The following is a 19,644-nucleotide window of genomic DNA, read 5'->3' on the forward strand; positions in this document are numbered from 1 at the left end:
GCTTAAGCTTCAATAAACGCATCAGTTGAACCTTTTCACTGTTAAGCTATGGCTCACTAGATGTTAAAGTTTTCTAAAGTTAACAACTTTTTTCTCGTCTTCTTGCGGAGCATTCAGCACCTGATGTTTTTCATTCCACACCAAATCACAAATACCATCTGTAGGATTAAACCCTGTAGGTGCCTCTAACAACAATTTACGGATAAGCTCATGATCAAAGTTGTGACACGCCGTATCCATTGCGTTCATAAAAGATTCCAGCTCTGCCATTGGTAATTTTACTTCATTGGCCGTCATGATCCGCGGGTGTGAAGTCTCTTCAACATTGTCACCTATCAATAACTCTTCATATAACTTTTCACCAGGGCGCAAGCCGGTACATTCAATTTCAATATCACCATGAGGGTTTGACTCTGATTTGACCTCTAAGCCAGAAAGATGCACCATTTTGGTTGCTAAGTCTTTAATCTTAACAGACTCCCCCATATCCAATACAAATACGTCACCGCCCTTACCCATGGCTCCCGCCTGGATCACTAACTGGGCGGCTTCTGGTATGGTCATAAAAAATCGAGTGATATCTTTGTGGGTTAACGTGATTGGGCCACCTTCTTTAATCTGCTTACGGAATAGAGGTACAACTGAACCACTAGAACCAAGCACATTACCAAAACGTACCATGCAAAAACGGGTATTTTTAGACGTTACTTTACTTTCAGCCAAGGCTTGTAACACTAACTCTGCCATACGCTTGGTTGCACCCATTACATTGGTAGGGCGCACCGCTTTATCTGTAGAGATTAATACAAAGGTCTCTACTCCTGCGTTAATAGCGGCTTTAGCTGTGTAATATGTACCAAATACATTATTACGAACACCCTCAACCACATTTTGCTCTACAAGCGGTACATGTTTATAAGCCGCAGCATGATATACGGTATGCACACCAAAGGCTTTCATACAAGTTTCAATACGGTTGACTCGTTGCACCGACCCGATCACTGGTACTATTTCCAACGATACGCCTTTATTCAATGCAAGCTGATTCAGCTCTTTCTCGATGCTATATAAACCAAACTCCGACACTTCAAAAAGCACTAACTTGTTAGGTCCACTTAATATAATTTGCCTACATAGTTCAGAGCCTATAGAGCCACCAGCACCAGTCACCATAACAACTTTGTCTTTGATATTTGCTGCCATCAGCTCTGGTTTAGGTGTTACTGGGTCTCTGCCCAATAGGTCTTCAATTTCAACTTCTTTGATTTCATCCAATTGTGCTTTACCATCGATGACATCAGCCATACCTGGCACTGTCATCACCTCAAGTGGCAGCTTTTCTAACTTAGTGAGTATTTCTTTGCGGCGAGAGCGCGGTACACTAGGCAATGCCAGCAACACCTTTTTAACTCTTTTTTTGTCGATTAAATTATAAATCTCGTTAAAAGGAATAACGGGGATCCCTTGAATAATAGCTCCATGCTTACCACTATCATCATCTAGGTAAGCAGTTACGTAATAATCAGGTCCAGTCGCGAGCGCCGTAGCTAGCTGGCGGCCTGCATCACCAGCACCGTAAATCACTACTGGCGTTTTAGTCACCGCAGATAAACGCCAAATAAGCGCCCTCACCAAAATACGCGAACCACCTAGCGATAACACCATCAACCAGCCGTAAATAATAGGCATAGTGCGGGGAATTGTAGTTTGAGTAAAAAACGCCGCCATGACCAACACCACTGTACTAACAAGGGTACCAAGAACTACCGCCCCAACGGCATTAGCACCAACATAGCGCAGAACAGCACGATAAAGCCCTAAGCGGACAAAAACAAACAAACTTACTGGTAAAAGAATAGCCAATAACAGCCAATTTTTGGTGACAGTTAAAGGAGCAATACTATCGAGCCTAACAATCAGCGCTAACCAAAATGCCGTGACTATAAATACAGAATCTAAAACAAGCGTGAGAAGCCGCTTTTGGTTGCGAGAAGCGCCAAGCAAGGCGCGAAACCAACTATCCATTGTGTTCCCTTTTTATTCCAATCCGAACTAAAACCGCAGACGAACTAAAGCATAGTACATGCTGCAGTATACACAAAAGTAGCAAAAATGTATGAGGAAAATATGAAGAAGCTTGAGTTTAGAACAGAGAATATCTTACACTAATGTCTACCAACTCTATCTCCTGAACCACTACCAGTTACCGTCATTGCTATATATTTAAAATAATTAGCCACAGTCAAAGTATCAATCATTTTCCTATCTGTTGTCGCAAGTAATTCAGGGGTAGACATATCGATTTCATTCACCTGCGCGAGACCAGTGATTCCAGGCCTAACCGAATATATGCCTTTCGCTTCTCTTGCATATGTGAGCTCTTCTTGATTGTAAAGACCTGGGCGCGGACCTACCAAGCTCATTTCACCTTTTAGTACATTCCAAAGTTGTGGAAGTTCGTCTAATTTTGTTTTGCGAAGAAAATGCCCAAATGGTGTAATCGAAGAAGAACTTGCAAGGTGACTTGCAACGGAAGCAGTATCTACTTTCATTGTTCTAAACTTAACTAAAATAAATGGCTTTTTATTTCTACCTACACGCTCTTGAGTAAAGATTGGTGAGCCAGTATCAAATAAACCAATAACATATATCACAACTAAAAAAGGAAAGGTAACTAACAAACCAAATAAGGCGAATAAAAAATCGAGTAAGCGTATCATTTATGAATCCATTAATTTTATTTATATAAGTTATTTGAAGCAACGACGAATACCTTCGTCTAAAGTTATTGGAGGCACCCAATTTAAAGTTTTCTTTGTATGTTCAATATCAACCGTAAGTGATTTAGAAAGCCGCTCTACTTCAGATTTCTTACCAACCAAGCGAGCAAAAAACAGCAGCAATGATACGGGAAATGGAATTAATCTTGGTGTATTACCAGCGGAAGAGATCAGCTCACTTAGAAATTCAGTTGTAGAAACATCCTGATCATCACTTACATAAAAAATTGAGGCTGACGATTCCTGACATTCAACACATAAAATAATCAAATCAATTAAATTATCTACACTAACAAAGCTACGCTTATTATTTATAGAACCTAAAGGGAGTGGTAAATTCTTAGAGGCTATTCTCATAAGTGATGCAAAGTTACCTGGTGCCCCTTTACCATACACGAGAGGTGCACGAATAATAAATAGGTTTACATTATTTGCATTACAAAGTTCTAGTAAGCTATCTTCTGCTTCTTTCTTTGTTTTCGTAGCGATATCATTAGGTAAGATACCAGCCTCTGCCCAAGTTACATTCATTGAGCTGATATATACTATCCTTTTAACACCTGAAGCAATAGCATTCCTAGCAACATTTTTAGTTAAATCAACATTTATGAACTTATACTCACTTTCTGTAAACACTCTGTGTGAAGCACCCACTAAGTGTATTAATGTTTCGCAACCAAAAAAGTTCCAATCATTTTCTGGCTTCCTCAAATCCACTGCTCTAAAATCTTCTGGAAGGTGACTACCTATAAAACCCGTTTTTCCAGTTACGGCTACTTGTTTTCCCATTAATTAACTTCTCATTTTTTTATATATTACGCTAAGTATTTTTCTTGGTAATAACCTTAAAAAAATCCTGGGTAAAAGATATCTACAAAAATCAAAGAAGTTAAAGTATAAAATCTCCTTACATTTTTTAGCAAAAGCAAACTCAAGCTTTAGATAATCAAACCCTTTTCGACGTCCGATAAGATCATTTCCAACTCTCACGTCAACGAAAACATCATGCACATTGGCCATATTTAAGTTTGCCATAATTAACTTAACCCAGAGGTAATAGTCTTCGTGAAATAATACAGACTCATAATTACCAACTGCTAGAATTGATTCTTTGCGCATGCATACCGTAACGTGATTCATCGGGTTTCTATTTTTACCGTAACGAATTATTTCATCCTTAGATATAGGGACTTCTCTGTAGCGCTTTAAATCCCCCGGCACAGAGTAAAATTCCTCTATGCTCGACCCAAAAACATCAACATCAGGATTTTCTTTGATAAATTTTAGAGTTTTTTCTATCCTAGTAGGTCTTGATATATCATCACTATCCATTCTAATAATATATTTTTGAGAACAATGTTTAATCCCCTCTCTTAAAGCTAATCCTAACCCAACATTACATTCCAGTTTAACAAGTACAAATTTAACATTCATGCTTGACAACTTACTACCAATAGCTTCGATCTCTGAAAAGTAATTTTGGTTCAAAGGGCCATCGCACACTAAAACAAATTCTTCAGGTAAAATAGTTTGCTTTACTACACTTTCCACAGCATCTCTAAAGAAAAAGATCTCATCATTCTTATAAACGCTCATTAAAACCGAAAACATGTTTCACTCCCCATGCTATAAAAGTTCAAAACCAAGAAGCCACTGCTTTTAAAGAATACCTGCAAACTCTTTTGTAAGTGCTTAAACTTGTCAGTAAAATCATGCTGTCTCATATTAAAAATGTTACTTTATCCATAATACTGAAAACAGCATTTTGACCTCAATGATAGTTAAATTCTTACTTTTCGATATTGGTTCTTTTTGAAACTAAAGGCAAAAGTAAAGTAAAATAAAAAGACATTCCAATTGTGTAACCATAAAGAGCTGGGGTAAAAAATCCAACAATAAAAAATGCACTTAACAGCCCCATTAACCTCCGATCATAAGCATAGTATTTTTTAACTGCACTAAAAGTTAAAGAAAGCAAAAAAACCAAACCTATGATGCCAATTTCAGCTAACACCTGAATGAAAAAGCTCTCTGTTGAACCATAGAGCAACTGATAGTTTAATAGGCTCTGAGAGCCTCGAGAAAAAACGCCCACCCCATGTCCAAAAATGACTTCTGGGAATTGAATTGCATACTTAAATGAATCTGACCATATAATGAACGCAGAATATGACTCTATATTCTCTAAAATATTGATCATTTCAAACACTCGACCTAAATGCTCTTTAAAAAAAAGCAAGATAGTAAAAAATAAAACCACACTAAAAAATAGCTTTATTATTTTTCTTGGTGACAAATAAGAAAATAAAATGTAAAAGAAAATAAAAACGAAGAACACTTTACTTACAGTCAACACACCAGCAAAGAAAAGAAGACCTCTTGTAAAATATTTTAAGCTTTGCCTCCTCCAGTCATAACTAAAGCTCAAGCAAAGGCAAAAAGATAAAAAAAGCGCCAAGGATTGTGGAGATGATATAAATGAAACAGCTCGAACATTTACGTTTTCATTTGCTAAAACCTGTTCATTGGTATAAACACCGTGACTCACTAAGCCAAATAGGTCTATAGAAATAGTTGACTGTATAATAGCACCAACAGCATTCACCCCTCCTATTATAAGGAAAAGCCCTGCAAACTTTTGAATATTATCCTCCATATTTCTATAGCTAAGCAAAACGAGCCAAAAGACTACAAGAAAGACCAAATTGGTGAGACCAATAAACCCACCAAAATAGCTGCCATATTCAGAACTCAACGGAGTAATAAGAAACGCCAGAAAACAATAAACTATATAAAAGAAGACTGTTTTTCTATGGCCATAAACTTGCCTTCTAAAAATCAAAAATATAAATGCAGGTAGTAGTATAATAGTAGAAACAATTACTAAATCTGCTACCACACTACCTAAAATCACACCTATTGTTGTTCTGAAGTAAATAAGCGTGATAATTAATAAGCCAAGATGAGTAAGCTTTTTCTCAAGTGATGTTTCCATATATTACTCTACAGGAAAGAAGTAATCTCGTTGTAGGCCTTTCCCTACTCCCATTCCGTTTAACCTATTCATGCTAAACACCCGGAACTTAGCTCTAGCTCTATAACTAAAATTAATTATTTCAGAATATATATCCGATTTAATTTCTTTCTCATATAGATGACTCGAGTGGATATCATATAGCCAAGATGAGATCGAGAGGGTGATTTTCCCAACGTCAGAAACATCACCACCCTCACTATTGAGGACCATTTCAAAATCTTCAGGCTCACTAATATTTATGACCAACTTATTCCAAAATGTGTCTAGCCAATCAGGCCTTTCAAACGGAGTAAACAGGAACCCTTTTTTACCAACTTTTTGGGCATCCCATACGGACGTACTCCATGAGCTGCCAACAACCTGAGAGATTGCAATCCATTCTTTAATTGTGTATCTCTTTGTCAGCACCATATTCACAGGGATTGTTAGTCCGTTAACGGTAAATTTCTCAACATATTGCTCTACTGAAATTGACGGGTGGGGTCGAACAACAAATGTGCTCTTAGGGTATAAAGCACACAGTTTAGTTATGAAATATGTAAATGCATTCAAACAACGTAACGCGTAGTCCCTATACTCGTATGCGACCTCAGAGTCATACCCCATTGCGATTTTGGCTTTAATTTTGTCATCACTAAAAAATGCCCAGCCATAGTTCATTGGAAAAAAATACAGCTCAGAGCTTTTTTCAATTCCAAACTCAGCACGTAATTTACCGTCATACAATGATGAGTTATATAAATCTTCCATCAGTAATTCATGTAAGGGGTTTCCTATCACACGTATGTTGTCACTTTTAGAACCACTATCCTTGAGAAACTCTTTAAAGTTATCTTCCCATGCTAAGTGATAAAAATGCTCCTGGATGAACCGCGACTTGGGCTTTTTAAAGTCTTGATTAGACTTGCTTAAAAGTTGCTCCCAATTTAAGCTGATAAAGTTACATTTTTTAAACTTTTGCCGTTTAAAAGCCCTAATAGGCCAAGTTGCATCATCAATAGCGTAAGGAAACACAATATTTCTTGCATTAAATTGATTAAACAAGTGAGCATGAAATTCCGTAGACAATATGATGCAACTACACCCTTTCATCTCCAACTCACTTTTCAATCGTTTAACAGAAGACATTTCTCGGTCTTCATGTTCAACCAAAAAAAGAAAATCAACCTGAATCACAGTGGTAACCTCACTTTATTTCTTTCCACCAAAAACTTCAGATATTCAAAATCTTCTTCCGAGTCTATATTCACAAAGCGTTCAACCACATAAGGAACTGTTTTATTTGAGAAAAAAGATTTTTCATTAAGTAGGTGTTCTTTTTTTGTAACGTAGATAGCTCCCGTAAGTGCGTATGCCTCTTGCAAGCTTTGTCGATTAACTTCTGATGTTGTCCCATCAATAAATGCCTGCAAGGCACCATTAACTATTTTTTTCATTTTAAAAGGGTGAGGATCATCCACCCGAGCAACCGATACGACCGACTCCCCCGTCATATTAGCAATAGACAGACATTCATCAATTTCTTTTCCCGTCCTTAGTGGGGAGGTAGGTTGGAGCAACACAATATTTTCGACATTAGCAAACTGTTCTTGACAAAGTAAATTAGTCACAACATCTACAGTTTTTGAATTATCTCCAGATAACGATTTAGACCTAAGCCCAAAACTTTCTGCTCCTGCATCAACGGCAATTTTTTCGTACGATGCTGAATCTGTTGAAATAACAACCCGTTCTATTTTTTTGGCGGACATAGCACTGGCAATAGCGTATTCGATGAGAGTCTTTCCATTGAGACGCGCAATGTTTTTATCTCTGAACCCTTTGGAACCAGACCTTGCTGGTATAATTGCTATATTCATAATCAATACGTAAGTGGTTTTAATAAGTTAGGTTTTAACGAAGGAATAATCTCTGCAATTCTTTTTCCTGCATCACCATTACCGAAAACTCTCCCTTGAGGATATTTTCCATGTTCTATCTGCTTATTTAAACCATTAAAAATAGCCTCCTCATCATATCCTGTGAAAATTACATTACTGCCGCATTCTCTTAAATTTTGTCTGTCTCCAACAACTACAGCCGGAACCCCCAAAAATTCACCTTCACGCAGAAAAGAAGATGAGTTACCAACAGCACATGTCGCGTTATTTAATACACGGATGAAGTCTTCTGCGGAGAAATTTTTATAGAAGTGGAAGTTATCCGACATATGATGTTCTCGAAAAGTTCTTATCCCTTTTGCGACATCCTCGCCCCCTGCATCTGCATTTGGCCAAAGTACAACCTTTTGGATATGCTCGATCCGATATAAAGCATTCAGAGTATTCTCTACTTGAGTAAACCCTTCACCGTAGCTAGTTGTTACGGGATGTTGAATCATAAGAATATATGGCTTATTCCAGTCGACCTCTGAACCTACTCCGCCATATTTTTTCATATGTTCATTCGAGATAGATTTATCACAATTTGCAATAACATCCATTGCAGGGCATCCAAGATTAAAAACAGAAGATTCCTTCTCCCCCATTTTAATTACTCGCTCTCTACTTTTTTCAGTTGCTACGAAATGAAAATCCGCTAATTTGGTGATTGCATGTCTAACTCTATCGTCAATGTTCCCGCTAACTTCACCTCCTTGCAGGTGAATTAGAGGAATATTCATGTATGTTGCTGAGATCGCCGTCGCCATAGTTTCATACCTATCGGCGATAGTTACAACATAATCGGGTGCCAACTCACCAAATGCGGTTGCTAATTCTATCACTCCCATTCCCGTTGATTTAGCTTGAGTAATTAATGTTTCACCTTCCACTGTATAGTAAATTGCTTTATTTGGTTCAAAGCCGTCTTGTTTCATGACATTAATAGCTTTGCCAAAGCGCTCTAAAAGCAAAGATGCACCAACTAATATTTGTAACTCAATTTCAGTGTGCTCTTGCAACGCTTTTAACAAAAACTTGACTCGACCATAGTTAGCGCGGCTTGCAACTACAACGCACACCTTTATCTTTTTCATATCACGTCATCCTTCGTTAAAAATGCCCATTGATTCATATTTTTATTCAGTACCTTTCCTAACACGGTTTTAAAATCTGACGCGGAAATTCCATACCCTGCCGGCTTTTTGGTTTCCAAATCATCAATAGTGAGTACATGCCCCTCAGGTAAAGCTTTCCTAACCGCCAGAGATTTACCAAACATTTTTTTAAGTTCTTGTTTTTCTGAAATATCATTTTTATCAATTGGATTTGACAACATTTTAGAAATATCACGCACCCCCTGCATGAGCATTTCAAACTCATCAATTGTTAATGACGAAGTCGAGTCTGGACCAAACATTCTTTTGTCAAAAACCACATGTGCTTCAAGCATAGAGGCACCTAAACTAACGGCAGCCAGAGCTGGAAAAATCGTGCCCGAGTGGTCAGATAGGCCAACGTCAACCCCGTAACGTTGCTTCATCTCGCTAATAACATTTAAACCAACATCCTCTGGCTGAGTAGGGTACCGCGTGGTACATTGCAAAAGCGTCAATTTATTTCCATGTTCTTGGACAAAGCTAACTGCTCTATCTAACTCATTGAAACAACTCATGCCACTAGACAAAATGATGTCTTTACCCGTTTTACAAACTTTTTCTAACATGAGCATATTTGATATTTCACCAGAACCAAATTTATACTTCTGAACACCAAGCTCTTCTAGTAATTCCACAGCACTGATAGAAAAAGGGCTGCTAACAAATTCAAGCCCAACATCATCACAATGCTGTTTTATGCCCTTCCACTGTTCTTTGGTGAAAGACATTCTTGCCCAATAATCTTGCCTTGTCTTGTCAACGTAAGAAAAATTCACCCTAAATTTCTCAAATTCACTGCTTTCAGCTTCAGCAATATGCGTTTGAAACTTAATTGCATCTACGCCTGTTTCAGCAACGGCATCGATATATGAGTGCAATATCCCTAAACTGCCATCGTGAGCTTGTCCGACTTCTGCAATTGTAAAAACCTTATTCATTTATATAACCTTAAAGAGTCAAAGCTCTCCCTTACATGAAACAAATTAAATTTATAGACGATAGAAACTGCTGCCAAACATTGCGCAATGCTTGTCATAAAAACAATTATAAACCCGGCATCTAACACAAATAGTGCTGGCAGGTTGAATAATAAAATCACGCATGTCATCAATAGCAAGGATCCGAAACGAAAATTAATCACTTCAACCTTTTTTGATTCAAAAAGCGATAGTAAAAAATTAATAAGAAAAACGCTGAAGACGGCAATGGCTGCACCGACAAACCCAAATTTTGAGACAAATACATAGTTTACAAGGAGTGATAATATACCAGTCACAAGCGTCACTTTGGGAACTATCATAGTTTTTTTATAGAAAAATATCGGAGCCATACAAAAACAATACAACCCTCGAAATAGATATGCCATTGACATTATTAAAATGACGACAAGTAAATCTTTATACTCACTTCCCATAAATTCAACCATGAATGACTGTGCAACAACAGCAAAATTAACTATAAGTAAGTTAACAAAAAAATACCAAACAGGTAGTGTTTTTTCGAAAAACTCAGCCCCTCCCTTATTTTTAGTCACAGAACTTTTATTATAAATTGGCATAAGAATATTATTAATAGAATTAACTATAGCTTTTATGATTTGAGTAAATTTATCAACAATAAAAAACAACCCAACCATTGAAAGAGTTAAAAAACTTTCAATAAAAAAGGTCGTACTATACATAAATAATACGCCACCAACAGAATGAAAAATCAAAGGAAACGAATACTTTACTGCCATATCTGCATAGTTGAAATTAAAAGAATCTGCCAAGTAATGCCGGCAGTGTCTTAATGAAAATAACACCATAGCGGAGTAATAGACTACGCTTGATATCAGAAACCCCATATAAGACATGCCGAAATATAAGATAAGAATAACACCGACAAAAACAGATAAACCTTGCGCAACTATACTTCTCATTAAGATTAGGGAACCTTTCTGTTCATTGATCAACAGACGCTCAAAAACCGTATTTAAGATAGACAAAAAAATGAGAAACACACCAATATATAGTACTTGAGTGCTAATACCATTAAATATATTAGAAAAGTAACCTTGGCTAATTAAAAAAGCATAAATAAGACAGAAAAAAGATGAGCAACCAAGAGTTAAAAAAATCACGGTTGAAGTAAAAGACTTTAGTTCATCTGCTTCATAATCAAAAAAGTACCTGGAAATGGCACTGGAAAACTGAAACCCTGTCCAAGATGTCGCTATGATCACTCCCGACATCATAAGCCCAATAATTCCAAATTGTTCTGCGGATATATACTCACTATATAAAGGTAAAGTAATAAAGTTAATAAAATACGGGAGTAAACCAACGACAGAAAAACTCAATAGGTTTTTTATCATTTTCATTCACTAATCCTAGTCAGTTAATTGCGGAGCAATACAACTCTATATTGAGCGTTATTTGCCTTAGTAGAAAACTAGATTCAGAAAACATTTCCTATAATTATTCAAGTGTTGAATTATTGAATGCTTGAAAAATTCTCACTGAAGATTTGCCATCAAACTCTCCCAGCTGCTCTATACTCTCGAAGTTACAACCTCTGCTTTGTTTAGGGCCAGTTAAGAATTTGATTATTTCTTCATTACTTTTACAAACAGGAATATCAAACTCGCTCAAAAAATCTTGATAATTTAAGTTAGGGTGATCAACTATCACACATTCAACATGACACATAAGCGCCCAGCACATCGTTGATGTATATGTCCCCATAAAGATATCCGCGATAGCTATTATGTTTGTCAAAGAACAATCTATTATTTTAATGTTCGGGGAGCACTCATTAATCCATTGATAATCATCCCTATCTGATTTTGGGTGAAGAGAAACGAAAATTGAATAATTTAAAACTGCTAATTTTTCAAACAAATCTTTAAAAATTTCAATATGTTGCTCCTTTCCCATTAACTTATGTTCGAAGTATTGTGGTAAAGAGATTATCAGAATTGGTCTGTCTGTACTGAAGTTTGCATTGTTCAGCAACGTTTTCTTTATACTTGCTTTATTGTTGTAGCAATGAAGTACTTCATCTTGTGCAGCAGTTCCTGTAACTTGATATTTAGTTTCTACACCACCATATGATGCAAGTCTGCTTTTTTCCCTTTTACTATCCAATAAAACACTGTCTGCGACGCCTCCACCCAACACCCATGGATTCTCTGGATGAATACCAAGCTCATGTAACATTAGGCTTTCAAATGGGCGATAAAACCCTTTGTCACCGTAAATAGCACAACGTTTTATATTTTGGGGCACTTGGCTATATTTAGCATGATAGATCTTCATTGTTCTTAATTTGTAACTAGATTCATAAGTCGCAGAATACGCAAAAGCTGGAATGATTATTTTCACATCAAGCTTTTTTGCCGCATAGCATGCTGCCGCTTCTATACCTGAAGATCGATCACTTGAAATCACTAAATCAGTGATATTCTCTGCAACCATTAGGCTTGTTAATTTTTCTGCATTATCAAGTACCCTATTCTTTGCTTTATTCGCTAAACGAGACAAAAGTAGATCACTTTGCAAATAGCAACCTAACGTCGTATTATCAAAAAAATACTTGAGTAAATTAGCTACCCAGCTATTTTTATTAGTGGTATTCAAAGGGTGAGAAACATCGTTAATGACATGCCAATGTGTATTTAACAATTCCACTAATTTTTTACTGTGATAAGTGATATAAAAAATGGGGTTGAGCTCTCCATTCAACCGTTTAAATAGCCTCACATACTCAACCAAGGATGCATCATGGCTAGGAATCACTAACACATTTTTTTTATTCATAAAACCTGTACCAAATTCAAAACAAAAGTTTTCAACGTCATTCTTAGGCAGTCCATTCTAGGTCTAATTGATTTCTGAATCAGTATAAAGCCGCAGTTCTGTTTTAATAACACGTCATTTAATTATAGCGTGTCTAACGAATTAAGCTCTTACTTCATAAGCTGAAGCCATCGTCAACGACGATATTTTGCCCCGTCACATATTTAGCATCATCGGAGATTAAAAATAAAACCCCGCCAGTAATTTGCTCTACGTCCAACATACCAGCTCCGCATGTTTGAGCTTTATAAGCATTTAAAAAGTTGTCAGGCTGTTTGTCAAAGATCCCTCCAGGACTCACGCAGTTGCTCCTAAAGCGACTGTCTTTTATATATGAAACAAAGTATTTGCTGAGGTGTAATATCGCAGACTTTATCGCGGCATATTCGACTGGCATGGTCATTGAGGTATTTGCATAAACCTCAAATTTGGGGGCAATCAAGCCATAAATGGAAGAAATATTGACTACAGAAAGTGGAGATTTGTGCTTCTGGAAGTATATTGCACTTTGTTGCATGACAAGAAAAGAGCTGCCCAAATGCAATGATAAGTTGTCATTAAACCCAGATAAAGTGACATCTAGTACGTTCTTACCATATTCACTATTACGTGGGTATGTTGCATTCACAATTCCATCAAGCTTGATATCACTGGAGAATAGCTCTTTAACTTGCTTTTCATTCGTAACGTCTAAACTCATTAAACTTAACTTGGCGCTCTCCTTAAGGCTCCATTGCTTTTCTAGCCGCTCCGCCATTTTGTCAACATCGATATCGGCGGCTATAACACTAGCCCCTTTCTTTAGCGCAGCAGAGATTATGGCACCTCCCAACAATCCACCGCCACCTAGTACTAATATAAATTTATGTTCTAAGTTATAAGACATTTGCTTCCCCTCGTAAGATGCTTTCCGCTAATAAAAAGTCATAGATATCATCTATATCAACAGCTCTTTCTCTAGGGACAGTTACAGATGTAACTTTGCCGTCAAAAATACCCGTATTTTCTTTTATAAAATCAGGTTTTGCGACATAAACGACGGTCGTAATATCAAAAACTTCAGGGGCATCTTGCCTTCTCGCGATATTCCTTGGTGGCTTGTTCACAAGCTCAACAAACCCTTCTAGATTATTTTTTACCATGTTAAAAAATGGGCTTCTATTAGCTGGTGTTACCGAGATACAAATGTCTGCAGATGTATCGTTAAGTTTAGCAATTGCTCTTTCAACATCATCGACAGCTCTCAAAGGGCTAGTTGCAGGCAAACTTACTAGCGTATCAATCCTACCATACCGTTCTGTAACCCAGTCAATGGCATGCCTCCAAGATAGCCATTCAGGGCTGCTATCAGAAGCAAGCTCACTTGGTCTCTCAATAACTTCGGCGCCTGCAGACAAAGCAACTGCTGCAATAGCTTCGTCATCGGTAGAGACGAACACACGATCAATAGAAGGCGCAGAAAGAGCCGTATCTATAGAATATTTTAATAATGGTTTTCCTAATAATGGTCGAATATTTTTTCCCGGTAATCCTTTCGAACCACCTCGAGCAAAGATAAATGCATAGCTTTTCATTGAAGCTCCATTTTACTGTACACCAGCTCTAATAACTTTTTTTATTGGAAACTTAGATTTAGCATTTTCTATTAAAGCGACCGTTTTTGAAGCTTCAGAAACGCTAACAGCTTGACTATCATCTCCATTAATTAGAGATAGAAAATCAGTTAGCATATCTAAGTACATTTGATTTGGTTCCCAAGAGGGATCGCTAAATAGTAACTTCTCACTTCCATTTGTACATATTCTAATTTCATTCGCGACTAGATCCCAATCAACAACTCCCGCGTGGGAGATAATTTTGCATCTACGGCTTACTTTTTGCTGTAAGAAATCTAAATGAACATTCAAACATACTCCATGTTTTGCTAGAAAAAGAAGATCAGCACTATCCTCTACATCAATCTCAAGCTCTCCAGAATTTTTAAGCAATGCGTACTGCAAATCTAGTTCGCCAAATATCCACTGAGCATAATCCAATTCATGACTGAGCTCTAACAGTACGCCACCTCCTAATTTACTCTGTGCAGATACCGTTTCTCGGTAGTCTTTATGCGGACGCCAATCTGGTAAATACTGACCCATATCTATTGAACAATGATAAATTTTACCAAACATACCTGATAGGATATATTCCTTCATTTTCCTCGCAGATGACAAATATCTGATACAGTACCCAACAGCAACTGGTGTACTAAAGTTTGCTATCGCGCTTTCTAGCTCTTGCGTATCTTGTTCATTGGTACAAACTGGCTTTTCAATTAGTACAGGAATACCTGCTTGGATCAGTGGTATCGCGTGAGAGCTATGAAAGGGAGCAGGCGAAGCTATAATTATAAGCTCAACTTTTAATTCGATGAGCTCTGAAACTGACTCAACGATATAATCGACATCAGCGGGTACAGCTTCAGGCTTACGACCGCTTGATGACATTGCGTAGATAACTGCTTTTGGAAAAAATGACCTGAGATTTCTACGGTGGCGAGTTGCTATATTACCAAACCCGATAACTGCGACTCTATCCATTAGTCTAGACCTAAAGTTTGAATATCAGACTGTGCTCGACGAAAATCATCCATTCGTCCAATATCAAGCCAATACTCATGGATAGGGAACATAAGCACTCGCCCCTCACCATTAAAATACATCTCCAATAAACTTGGCATGTCAACACGGTAGTTTTTTGGTACTAAGCTTACAATTTTTTGAGAAATAACATAAATACCAGCATTAATGAAATAGCGCTGAGTTGGCTTTTCTTCTATACCACTCACTTTCATTCCATTGCCTTTTACAACGCCGTAAGGGATCTGATAGTCGTATTCTCTTACGCACATAGTTGCATCAGCATCATTCGTTTCATGAAAGTCGAGTAATCGTTCATAATCAACATTAGTTAATATATCCCCATTAATCATAATAATGGGTAGATTTTCAGGTAAGTCCTTTGGTAGAAGCCCCAGCGCACCACCTGTTCCTAAAGGCTCACTCTCATGGACGTAAGTGATATTTACACCTAACGAGGAGCCATCACCAAAGTACTGTTCGATGATTTCTGGCATATAATGCGTTGATATATAAAAATTTAAAAAGCCTGCTTTGATAAAGTTTTGTATTGTGACTTCTAATATTGGTTTGTCGCCAACTTTCAGCATCGGCTTAGGACAGTTATCAGTTAAAGGTCTTAATCTAGTACCAAAACCACCTGCCATGATAAAAACAGGGTTATTTCGTTTTTCAACCAAGAAAGTATCGTACAATGTTTTAAGCCCAACAACTCGACCTTCATCATCAACGATAGGCAATGATAAGATTTCTGATTCCTTCATCATTTTCTGTAGCTCATTACTGCTTAATGAGGCGCTGGCTGTAATAGGATTACGGTTCATAATCTCTTCAACAACACATGATAGTTCAGTGCCTTTTAGTATCGCCCTTCTTATATCTCCATCTGTTACCACACCCTTTATAACTCCATTTTCAGCAACAATAGCCACACGTAGGGCTTCTTTATCAATGACGGAAAGTGCTGTTTTGAGCGAGTCATCAGGTCTAATTATTATATTTTCCCAGTTTTTAATACTCATCATCTCGTCCTTTGCAAAAATTTTTTGCTCCATATACCACTTTCCCAGAAGGAATAGACTGCGTTACATTCGCACCTACTCCAATGATACTCCCAACGCCGACCGTCACATTGTTTATAACGCTAGCACCAGTAGCAACATGAACATATTTTTCTAATTTCACCTGTCCGCTTAGCGTAGCCCCCGGTGCTATATGGCAATGTTCACCAATATCACAATCATGCTCCACTGTTGCGGACGTATTAACAATACTGTTTTCGCCTATTCTCGAGCCGATGTTAATAACCGCACTTTGCATCACTTGAGCTCCAGCTTCTAACACCGCATGTTCTGATACGATGGCTGAGTCAGCAACGATAGTAGCAAATGAATACCCCAAATCTCGATAGCGATTATAGAGTAAACGCCTCAATGACTTCCTAGGCATCGCCCCGATACCATTGACTAGCAATACGTCTTTAGGATTAAAATCTAATACCGCATCGTCACTATCAAAGTGGCGAACACTTGTAAAAATACCATGCCCTGCAACTACTTCTGGGGCAACGACACCAACTAACTCTTTTCCTTGTGAATACAGAATATCCGCAAGAACAGCAGCATGCCCGCCAGCCCCTAACATCAGGTAACTGATCTTACTCATCGATTAAATCACCAGCCTCGTACCCTTTACTACTTTCTTTGCCCAGATAGCTCCAGTATTTTGACGGCTCAATGCCGTGACCAGGCCTTTTGATCGTTAAGTTGTTAGAGGTAAAGCTTTCCCCAACTGAAATTGCTTTTGCAGCAACAAGGCTCTTTCTAGCGACCACTTTATTCTTTATTTCTGTTGGTCTAGGCCCTTTGATGCCATCACCTAATACTTTCTCAACAGTACGAATACCACCCACCATTGACGCAAGTTCCTCAGGGTCTAACGATGCTTTATGATCGGGCCCTGGTAATGACTTATCTAACGTGAAGTGCTTTTCTATTAACACTGCACCCTTTGCCACTGCAGATATCGGTACAATAATACCTTCACTATGGTCAGAATATCCCACAGCAAGTTTAAAGCTATTTGCAATAGTATCCATTGCGTTCAAGTTTATATCTTCGAAAGGAGCTGGGTATTCCGTTGTACAATGAAGTACAATTACTTTTTCTTTCAAAAGCTTTTTTCCTTCATCTGAAAAATATGCCGCCTGCACTTTTTCATCTGTAGGGCTGTCCTCTTGATTCATGTAGCCAAACACAATCATTCCTAAAGCAGCTTCAATTTCTGCCAATGTTGCCATCCCCGTTGACACTATTAAATCACAACCTGTACGGGCATGTTCAAGTACCAAAGGAGCGTTAGTTAACTCACCTGATGGTAACTTCAAACGTTTTAAGCCTAAATCATTCACTAAGAAGTTTAAACTTTCTGAATCAAACGCAGTAGATAAAAACTCAATGCCAAGATTATTACAGTACTCCACCAATTGATGGTGTACCTCATAGCTTAGTTCTAACCGTTTAAGCATACTAAACTGTGACTCTTGGATACCGGTATTTGCTACCTGATACTCAGCTTGCTGTGCTGACTCCGTCACCAAATTTTTGGCTTTGAAAGTTTGAAACTTAACGATATCAGCACCCGCTTTATGCGCAGCATCAACTAATGCAAAGGCTAGCTCTTCATTGCCATTATGATTTACTCCAGCTTCAGCAATTATCAATGTCATTATATTATCTCCTTAATTAGCATAAACGCTTCAGCTGCTTCAGAGTTGCACTGAACTCCCCTAACTCTTGCAAGAGATTCAAGAGCCAAACGTGACCTAGGGAATGGGAATTCCCCAACTTCTGATTCAAATATTTCCAGTATATTGAGTTTTTCATCTAGGAATGCAGAAATATCCACATAAGTTGTGGCTTTAAAGCCACAACTTTCAGGCTTTAGCCCAAAATCTGTTTCTGACATCGTTTCATATGCTAAAACTCTTTTTACGAATGGGTATCGAAATGACTTGGTCGCAGACATAACTGCATCATAGACGATCTCATGGTCACTATGTGCATCATTCCTATACGGCGTAAACACAATCTCAGGCTTCACCTGTGACACTACCTGCGCGATAGGTCCAATAACATCACCCTTAGCCAACACATCCAGCTTTGCTGGGGGTAACATAAGCTCGTGTACATTGGTAAAGTTATAGCACTGAGCTACTTTAAGCATTTCTTCTTGTCTTTTAGCAATTTGAGCTTCTGAAAAGCCTGCTTCTTTAGTCATGCCCGTCACTACGAGCCAATGAACTTGATAACCTTGCTCACTTAACTTTAATATTGTGCCACCACAACCCAACGTTTCATCATCTGCATGGGGAGCCACAACTAAAACACTTTTCACAAATAATCTCCCACATCTATATTCTCTAAAACCGCGTCATGAAGCCAAATAGCTTGTGTTCCAGCGGCCTTAACCAAAATGCTATTCCCTCTTTTCTCCAGTACTTTTCCTGGTTCGATATTTGCGGGAACAGTCTGTTGTAGTATTTCTGAACGGCGTACTTGCACTAGATTTTCTTTGCATAAAAACTCAGCGCATGGATAAGGAGGTGCAAGAGCACGTACCAGATTATGGATCGACTCAGCCGACATTCTAAAATCAATCAGTCCATCTTTACGTGAGCGCTTCCGCCAATATGTTGCACTTTGCTGGTCTTGTTCAGCAAATACGGCAGAGCCTTCCAAAAGACTCTTTGTAAAGTCTTTGATTTGTTGTTGTGCCGTATGCAGAATTTTATCGTATAAAGACTGTGCATTTTCATCCATATCAATCTTTATCGGCTCCTGACTAATAATCGGACCAGAATCAGCCCCGCTATCCATTTTAAAAAATGTCGATGCAGTCTCGCTCAGTCCTAATGCCAATGCCCATATGATTGGATGGCGACCTCTATTTTGCGGTAGCTTTGCAGGGTGGAACCCAATAATGCCTTGTTTAGGCATTGCTAATAACTCTTCATCAAGCAAATAACTCCAACCAACACAATAAATAATATCCAAATCGAAGTTGCTTAAAAATGCTTTAGATGCAGTCTTATTTTTTGAATCTTCATAATGAAAGGGTATATTTCTGTCACCGCAAACAGAAGACAAGTCGCAAAAATCAGCATTCACAGCTGAGTTTTTTTTAGTCACTACGGCACATACTTCAATACCTTCAATACTTAGTAATGTCTCTAGTGCCATCCTGCTTGAGTGAACACATCCAATAAAGCCAACTCGCATGGTGCCTC

General features: G+C 38.0%; 19 protein-coding genes. All 19 read right to left on the reverse strand.

The window, feature by feature from the left end; genetic code table 11:
- Positions 1-63: 63 nt before the first annotated feature.
- On the reverse strand, positions 64-2,025 hold the full coding sequence (locus HG263_RS14560) for a polysaccharide biosynthesis protein (RefSeq protein WP_171626818.1): 1,962 nt from the start codon (positions 2,023-2,025) through the stop codon (positions 64-66).
- A gap of 140 nt (positions 2,026-2,165) precedes the next feature.
- Positions 2,166-2,720, reverse strand: a complete 555-nt coding sequence (locus tag HG263_RS14565) for a sugar transferase (protein ID WP_171626819.1) — start codon at positions 2,718-2,720, stop codon at positions 2,166-2,168.
- A gap of 30 nt (positions 2,721-2,750) precedes the next feature.
- A complete protein-coding gene (locus HG263_RS14570) occupies positions 2,751-3,569 on the reverse strand; it encodes an NAD-dependent epimerase/dehydratase family protein (protein WP_171626820.1) in 819 nt (272 codons plus the stop codon).
- 3 nt (positions 3,570-3,572) lie between these two features.
- Entirely contained in the window at positions 3,573-4,391 is an 819-nt protein-coding gene (locus HG263_RS14575) for a glycosyltransferase (protein ID WP_171626821.1), read from the reverse strand.
- 178 nt (positions 4,392-4,569) lie between these two features.
- Positions 4,570-5,775 (reverse strand): O-antigen ligase family protein, encoded by a 1,206-nt coding sequence (locus tag HG263_RS14580; protein WP_171626822.1) that lies wholly within the window; start codon positions 5,773-5,775, stop codon positions 4,570-4,572.
- 3 nt (positions 5,776-5,778) lie between these two features.
- The gene (locus HG263_RS14585; RefSeq protein ID WP_171626823.1) at positions 5,779-6,993 is read right to left on the reverse strand and encodes a glycosyltransferase family protein; all 1,215 of its coding nucleotides are present in this window, start codon (positions 6,991-6,993) and stop codon (positions 5,779-5,781) included.
- The gene (locus HG263_RS14590; RefSeq protein ID WP_171626824.1) at positions 6,990-7,676 is read right to left on the reverse strand and encodes an acylneuraminate cytidylyltransferase family protein; all 687 of its coding nucleotides are present in this window, start codon (positions 7,674-7,676) and stop codon (positions 6,990-6,992) included. Before HG263_RS14590 ends, HG263_RS14585 begins: the two co-directional genes overlap by 4 nt.
- A 2-nt stretch (positions 7,677-7,678) precedes the next feature.
- Positions 7,679-8,833, reverse strand: coding sequence for a UDP-N-acetylglucosamine 2-epimerase (gene neuC / locus HG263_RS14595; protein ID WP_171626825.1), 1,155 nt, complete (start codon positions 8,831-8,833; stop codon positions 7,679-7,681).
- Entirely contained in the window at positions 8,830-9,834 is a 1,005-nt protein-coding gene (locus HG263_RS14600; RefSeq protein WP_171626826.1) for an N-acetylneuraminate synthase family protein, read from the reverse strand. The genes neuC and HG263_RS14600 overlap by 4 nt, the downstream gene beginning before the upstream one ends.
- The gene (locus HG263_RS14605) at positions 9,831-11,258 is read right to left on the reverse strand and encodes a lipopolysaccharide biosynthesis protein (protein WP_171626827.1); all 1,428 of its coding nucleotides are present in this window, start codon (positions 11,256-11,258) and stop codon (positions 9,831-9,833) included. The genes HG263_RS14600 and HG263_RS14605 overlap by 4 nt, the downstream gene beginning before the upstream one ends.
- 97 nt (positions 11,259-11,355) lie before the next feature.
- Positions 11,356-12,696: a polysialyltransferase family glycosyltransferase gene (locus HG263_RS14610; RefSeq protein WP_171626828.1), complete on the reverse strand. Its 1,341-nt coding sequence runs from the start codon at positions 12,694-12,696 to the stop codon at positions 11,356-11,358.
- Between the two features lie 154 nt (positions 12,697-12,850).
- On the reverse strand, positions 12,851-13,621 hold the full coding sequence (locus tag HG263_RS14615; RefSeq protein ID WP_171626829.1) for an oxidoreductase: 771 nt from the start codon (positions 13,619-13,621) through the stop codon (positions 12,851-12,853).
- Entirely contained in the window at positions 13,611-14,309 is a 699-nt protein-coding gene (locus tag HG263_RS14620) for an acylneuraminate cytidylyltransferase family protein (protein ID WP_171626830.1), read from the reverse strand. Before HG263_RS14620 ends, HG263_RS14615 begins: the two co-directional genes overlap by 11 nt.
- 12 nt (positions 14,310-14,321) lie before the next feature.
- Positions 14,322-15,317: a Gfo/Idh/MocA family protein gene (locus HG263_RS14625; RefSeq protein ID WP_171626831.1), complete on the reverse strand. Its 996-nt coding sequence runs from the start codon at positions 15,315-15,317 to the stop codon at positions 14,322-14,324.
- Positions 15,317-16,411 (reverse strand): nucleotidyltransferase family protein, encoded by a 1,095-nt coding sequence (locus HG263_RS14630; RefSeq protein WP_439331994.1) that lies wholly within the window; start codon positions 16,409-16,411, stop codon positions 15,317-15,319. Before HG263_RS14630 ends, HG263_RS14625 begins: the two co-directional genes overlap by 1 nt.
- Positions 16,368-17,021: an acetyltransferase gene (locus HG263_RS14635; RefSeq protein ID WP_171626832.1), complete on the reverse strand. Its 654-nt coding sequence runs from the start codon at positions 17,019-17,021 to the stop codon at positions 16,368-16,370. The genes HG263_RS14630 and HG263_RS14635 overlap by 44 nt, the downstream gene beginning before the upstream one ends.
- Positions 17,014-18,084, reverse strand: coding sequence for an N-acetylneuraminate synthase (gene neuB / locus HG263_RS14640; protein ID WP_171626833.1), 1,071 nt, complete (start codon positions 18,082-18,084; stop codon positions 17,014-17,016). The genes HG263_RS14635 and neuB overlap by 8 nt, the downstream gene beginning before the upstream one ends.
- Positions 18,084-18,752 carry a PIG-L family deacetylase gene (locus tag HG263_RS14645; RefSeq protein ID WP_171626834.1) on the reverse strand — a complete coding sequence of 223 codons (669 nt, stop codon included), beginning with the start codon at positions 18,750-18,752 and terminating at the stop codon, positions 18,084-18,086. Before HG263_RS14645 ends, neuB begins: the two co-directional genes overlap by 1 nt.
- A complete protein-coding gene (locus tag HG263_RS14650) occupies positions 18,749-19,636 on the reverse strand; it encodes a formyltransferase family protein (protein WP_171626835.1) in 888 nt (295 codons plus the stop codon). Before HG263_RS14650 ends, HG263_RS14645 begins: the two co-directional genes overlap by 4 nt.
- Positions 19,637-19,644 lie beyond the last annotated feature (8 nt).

Origin of the sequence: Pseudoalteromonas caenipelagi, assembly GCF_013140855.1 — a bacterium.
GTDB classification, from domain to species: Bacteria; Pseudomonadota; Gammaproteobacteria; order Enterobacterales; family Alteromonadaceae; genus Pseudoalteromonas; species Pseudoalteromonas caenipelagi.

Excerpts from the sequence above, each read along its gene's own strand:
- HG263_RS14610 (WP_171626828.1), bottom strand. The coding sequence starts at position 12,696 with ATGAATAAAAAAAATGTGTTAGTGATTCCTAGCCATGATGCATCCTTG.
- HG263_RS14560 (WP_171626818.1), bottom strand. The coding sequence starts at position 2,025 with ATGGATAGTTGGTTTCGCGCCTTGCTTGGCGCTTCTCGCAACCAAAAG.
- HG263_RS14605 (WP_171626827.1), bottom strand. The coding sequence starts at position 11,258 with ATGAAAATGATAAAAAACCTATTGAGTTTTTCTGTCGTTGGTTTACTC.
- HG263_RS14590 (WP_171626824.1), bottom strand. The coding sequence starts at position 7,676 with ATGAATATAGCAATTATACCAGCAAGGTCTGGTTCCAAAGGGTTCAGA.
- HG263_RS14635 (WP_171626832.1), bottom strand. The coding sequence starts at position 17,021 with ATGAGTAAGATCAGTTACCTGATGTTAGGGGCTGGCGGGCATGCTGCT.
- HG263_RS14565 (WP_171626819.1), bottom strand. The coding sequence starts at position 2,720 with ATGATACGCTTACTCGATTTTTTATTCGCCTTATTTGGTTTGTTAGTT.
- neuB (WP_171626833.1), bottom strand. The coding sequence starts at position 18,084 with ATGACATTGATAATTGCTGAAGCTGGAGTAAATCATAATGGCAATGAA.
- HG263_RS14600 (WP_171626826.1), bottom strand. The coding sequence starts at position 9,834 with ATGAATAAGGTTTTTACAATTGCAGAAGTCGGACAAGCTCACGATGGC.
- HG263_RS14625 (WP_171626831.1), bottom strand. The coding sequence starts at position 15,317 with ATGGATAGAGTCGCAGTTATCGGGTTTGGTAATATAGCAACTCGCCAC.
- HG263_RS14650 (WP_171626835.1), bottom strand. The coding sequence starts at position 19,636 with ATGCGAGTTGGCTTTATTGGATGTGTTCACTCAAGCAGGATGGCACTA.
- HG263_RS14615 (WP_171626829.1), bottom strand. The coding sequence starts at position 13,621 with ATGTCTTATAACTTAGAACATAAATTTATATTAGTACTAGGTGGCGGT.
- HG263_RS14570 (WP_171626820.1), bottom strand. The coding sequence starts at position 3,569 with ATGGGAAAACAAGTAGCCGTAACTGGAAAAACGGGTTTTATAGGTAGT.
- HG263_RS14620 (WP_171626830.1), bottom strand. The coding sequence starts at position 14,309 with ATGAAAAGCTATGCATTTATCTTTGCTCGAGGTGGTTCGAAAGGATTA.
- HG263_RS14630 (WP_439331994.1), bottom strand. The coding sequence starts at position 16,411 with ATGGAGCAAAAAATTTTTGCAAAGGACGAGATGATGAGTATTAAAAAC.
- HG263_RS14575 (WP_171626821.1), bottom strand. The coding sequence starts at position 4,391 with ATGTTTTCGGTTTTAATGAGCGTTTATAAGAATGATGAGATCTTTTTC.
- HG263_RS14580 (WP_171626822.1), bottom strand. The coding sequence starts at position 5,775 with ATGGAAACATCACTTGAGAAAAAGCTTACTCATCTTGGCTTATTAATT.
- neuC (WP_171626825.1), bottom strand. The coding sequence starts at position 8,833 with ATGAAAAAGATAAAGGTGTGCGTTGTAGTTGCAAGCCGCGCTAACTAT.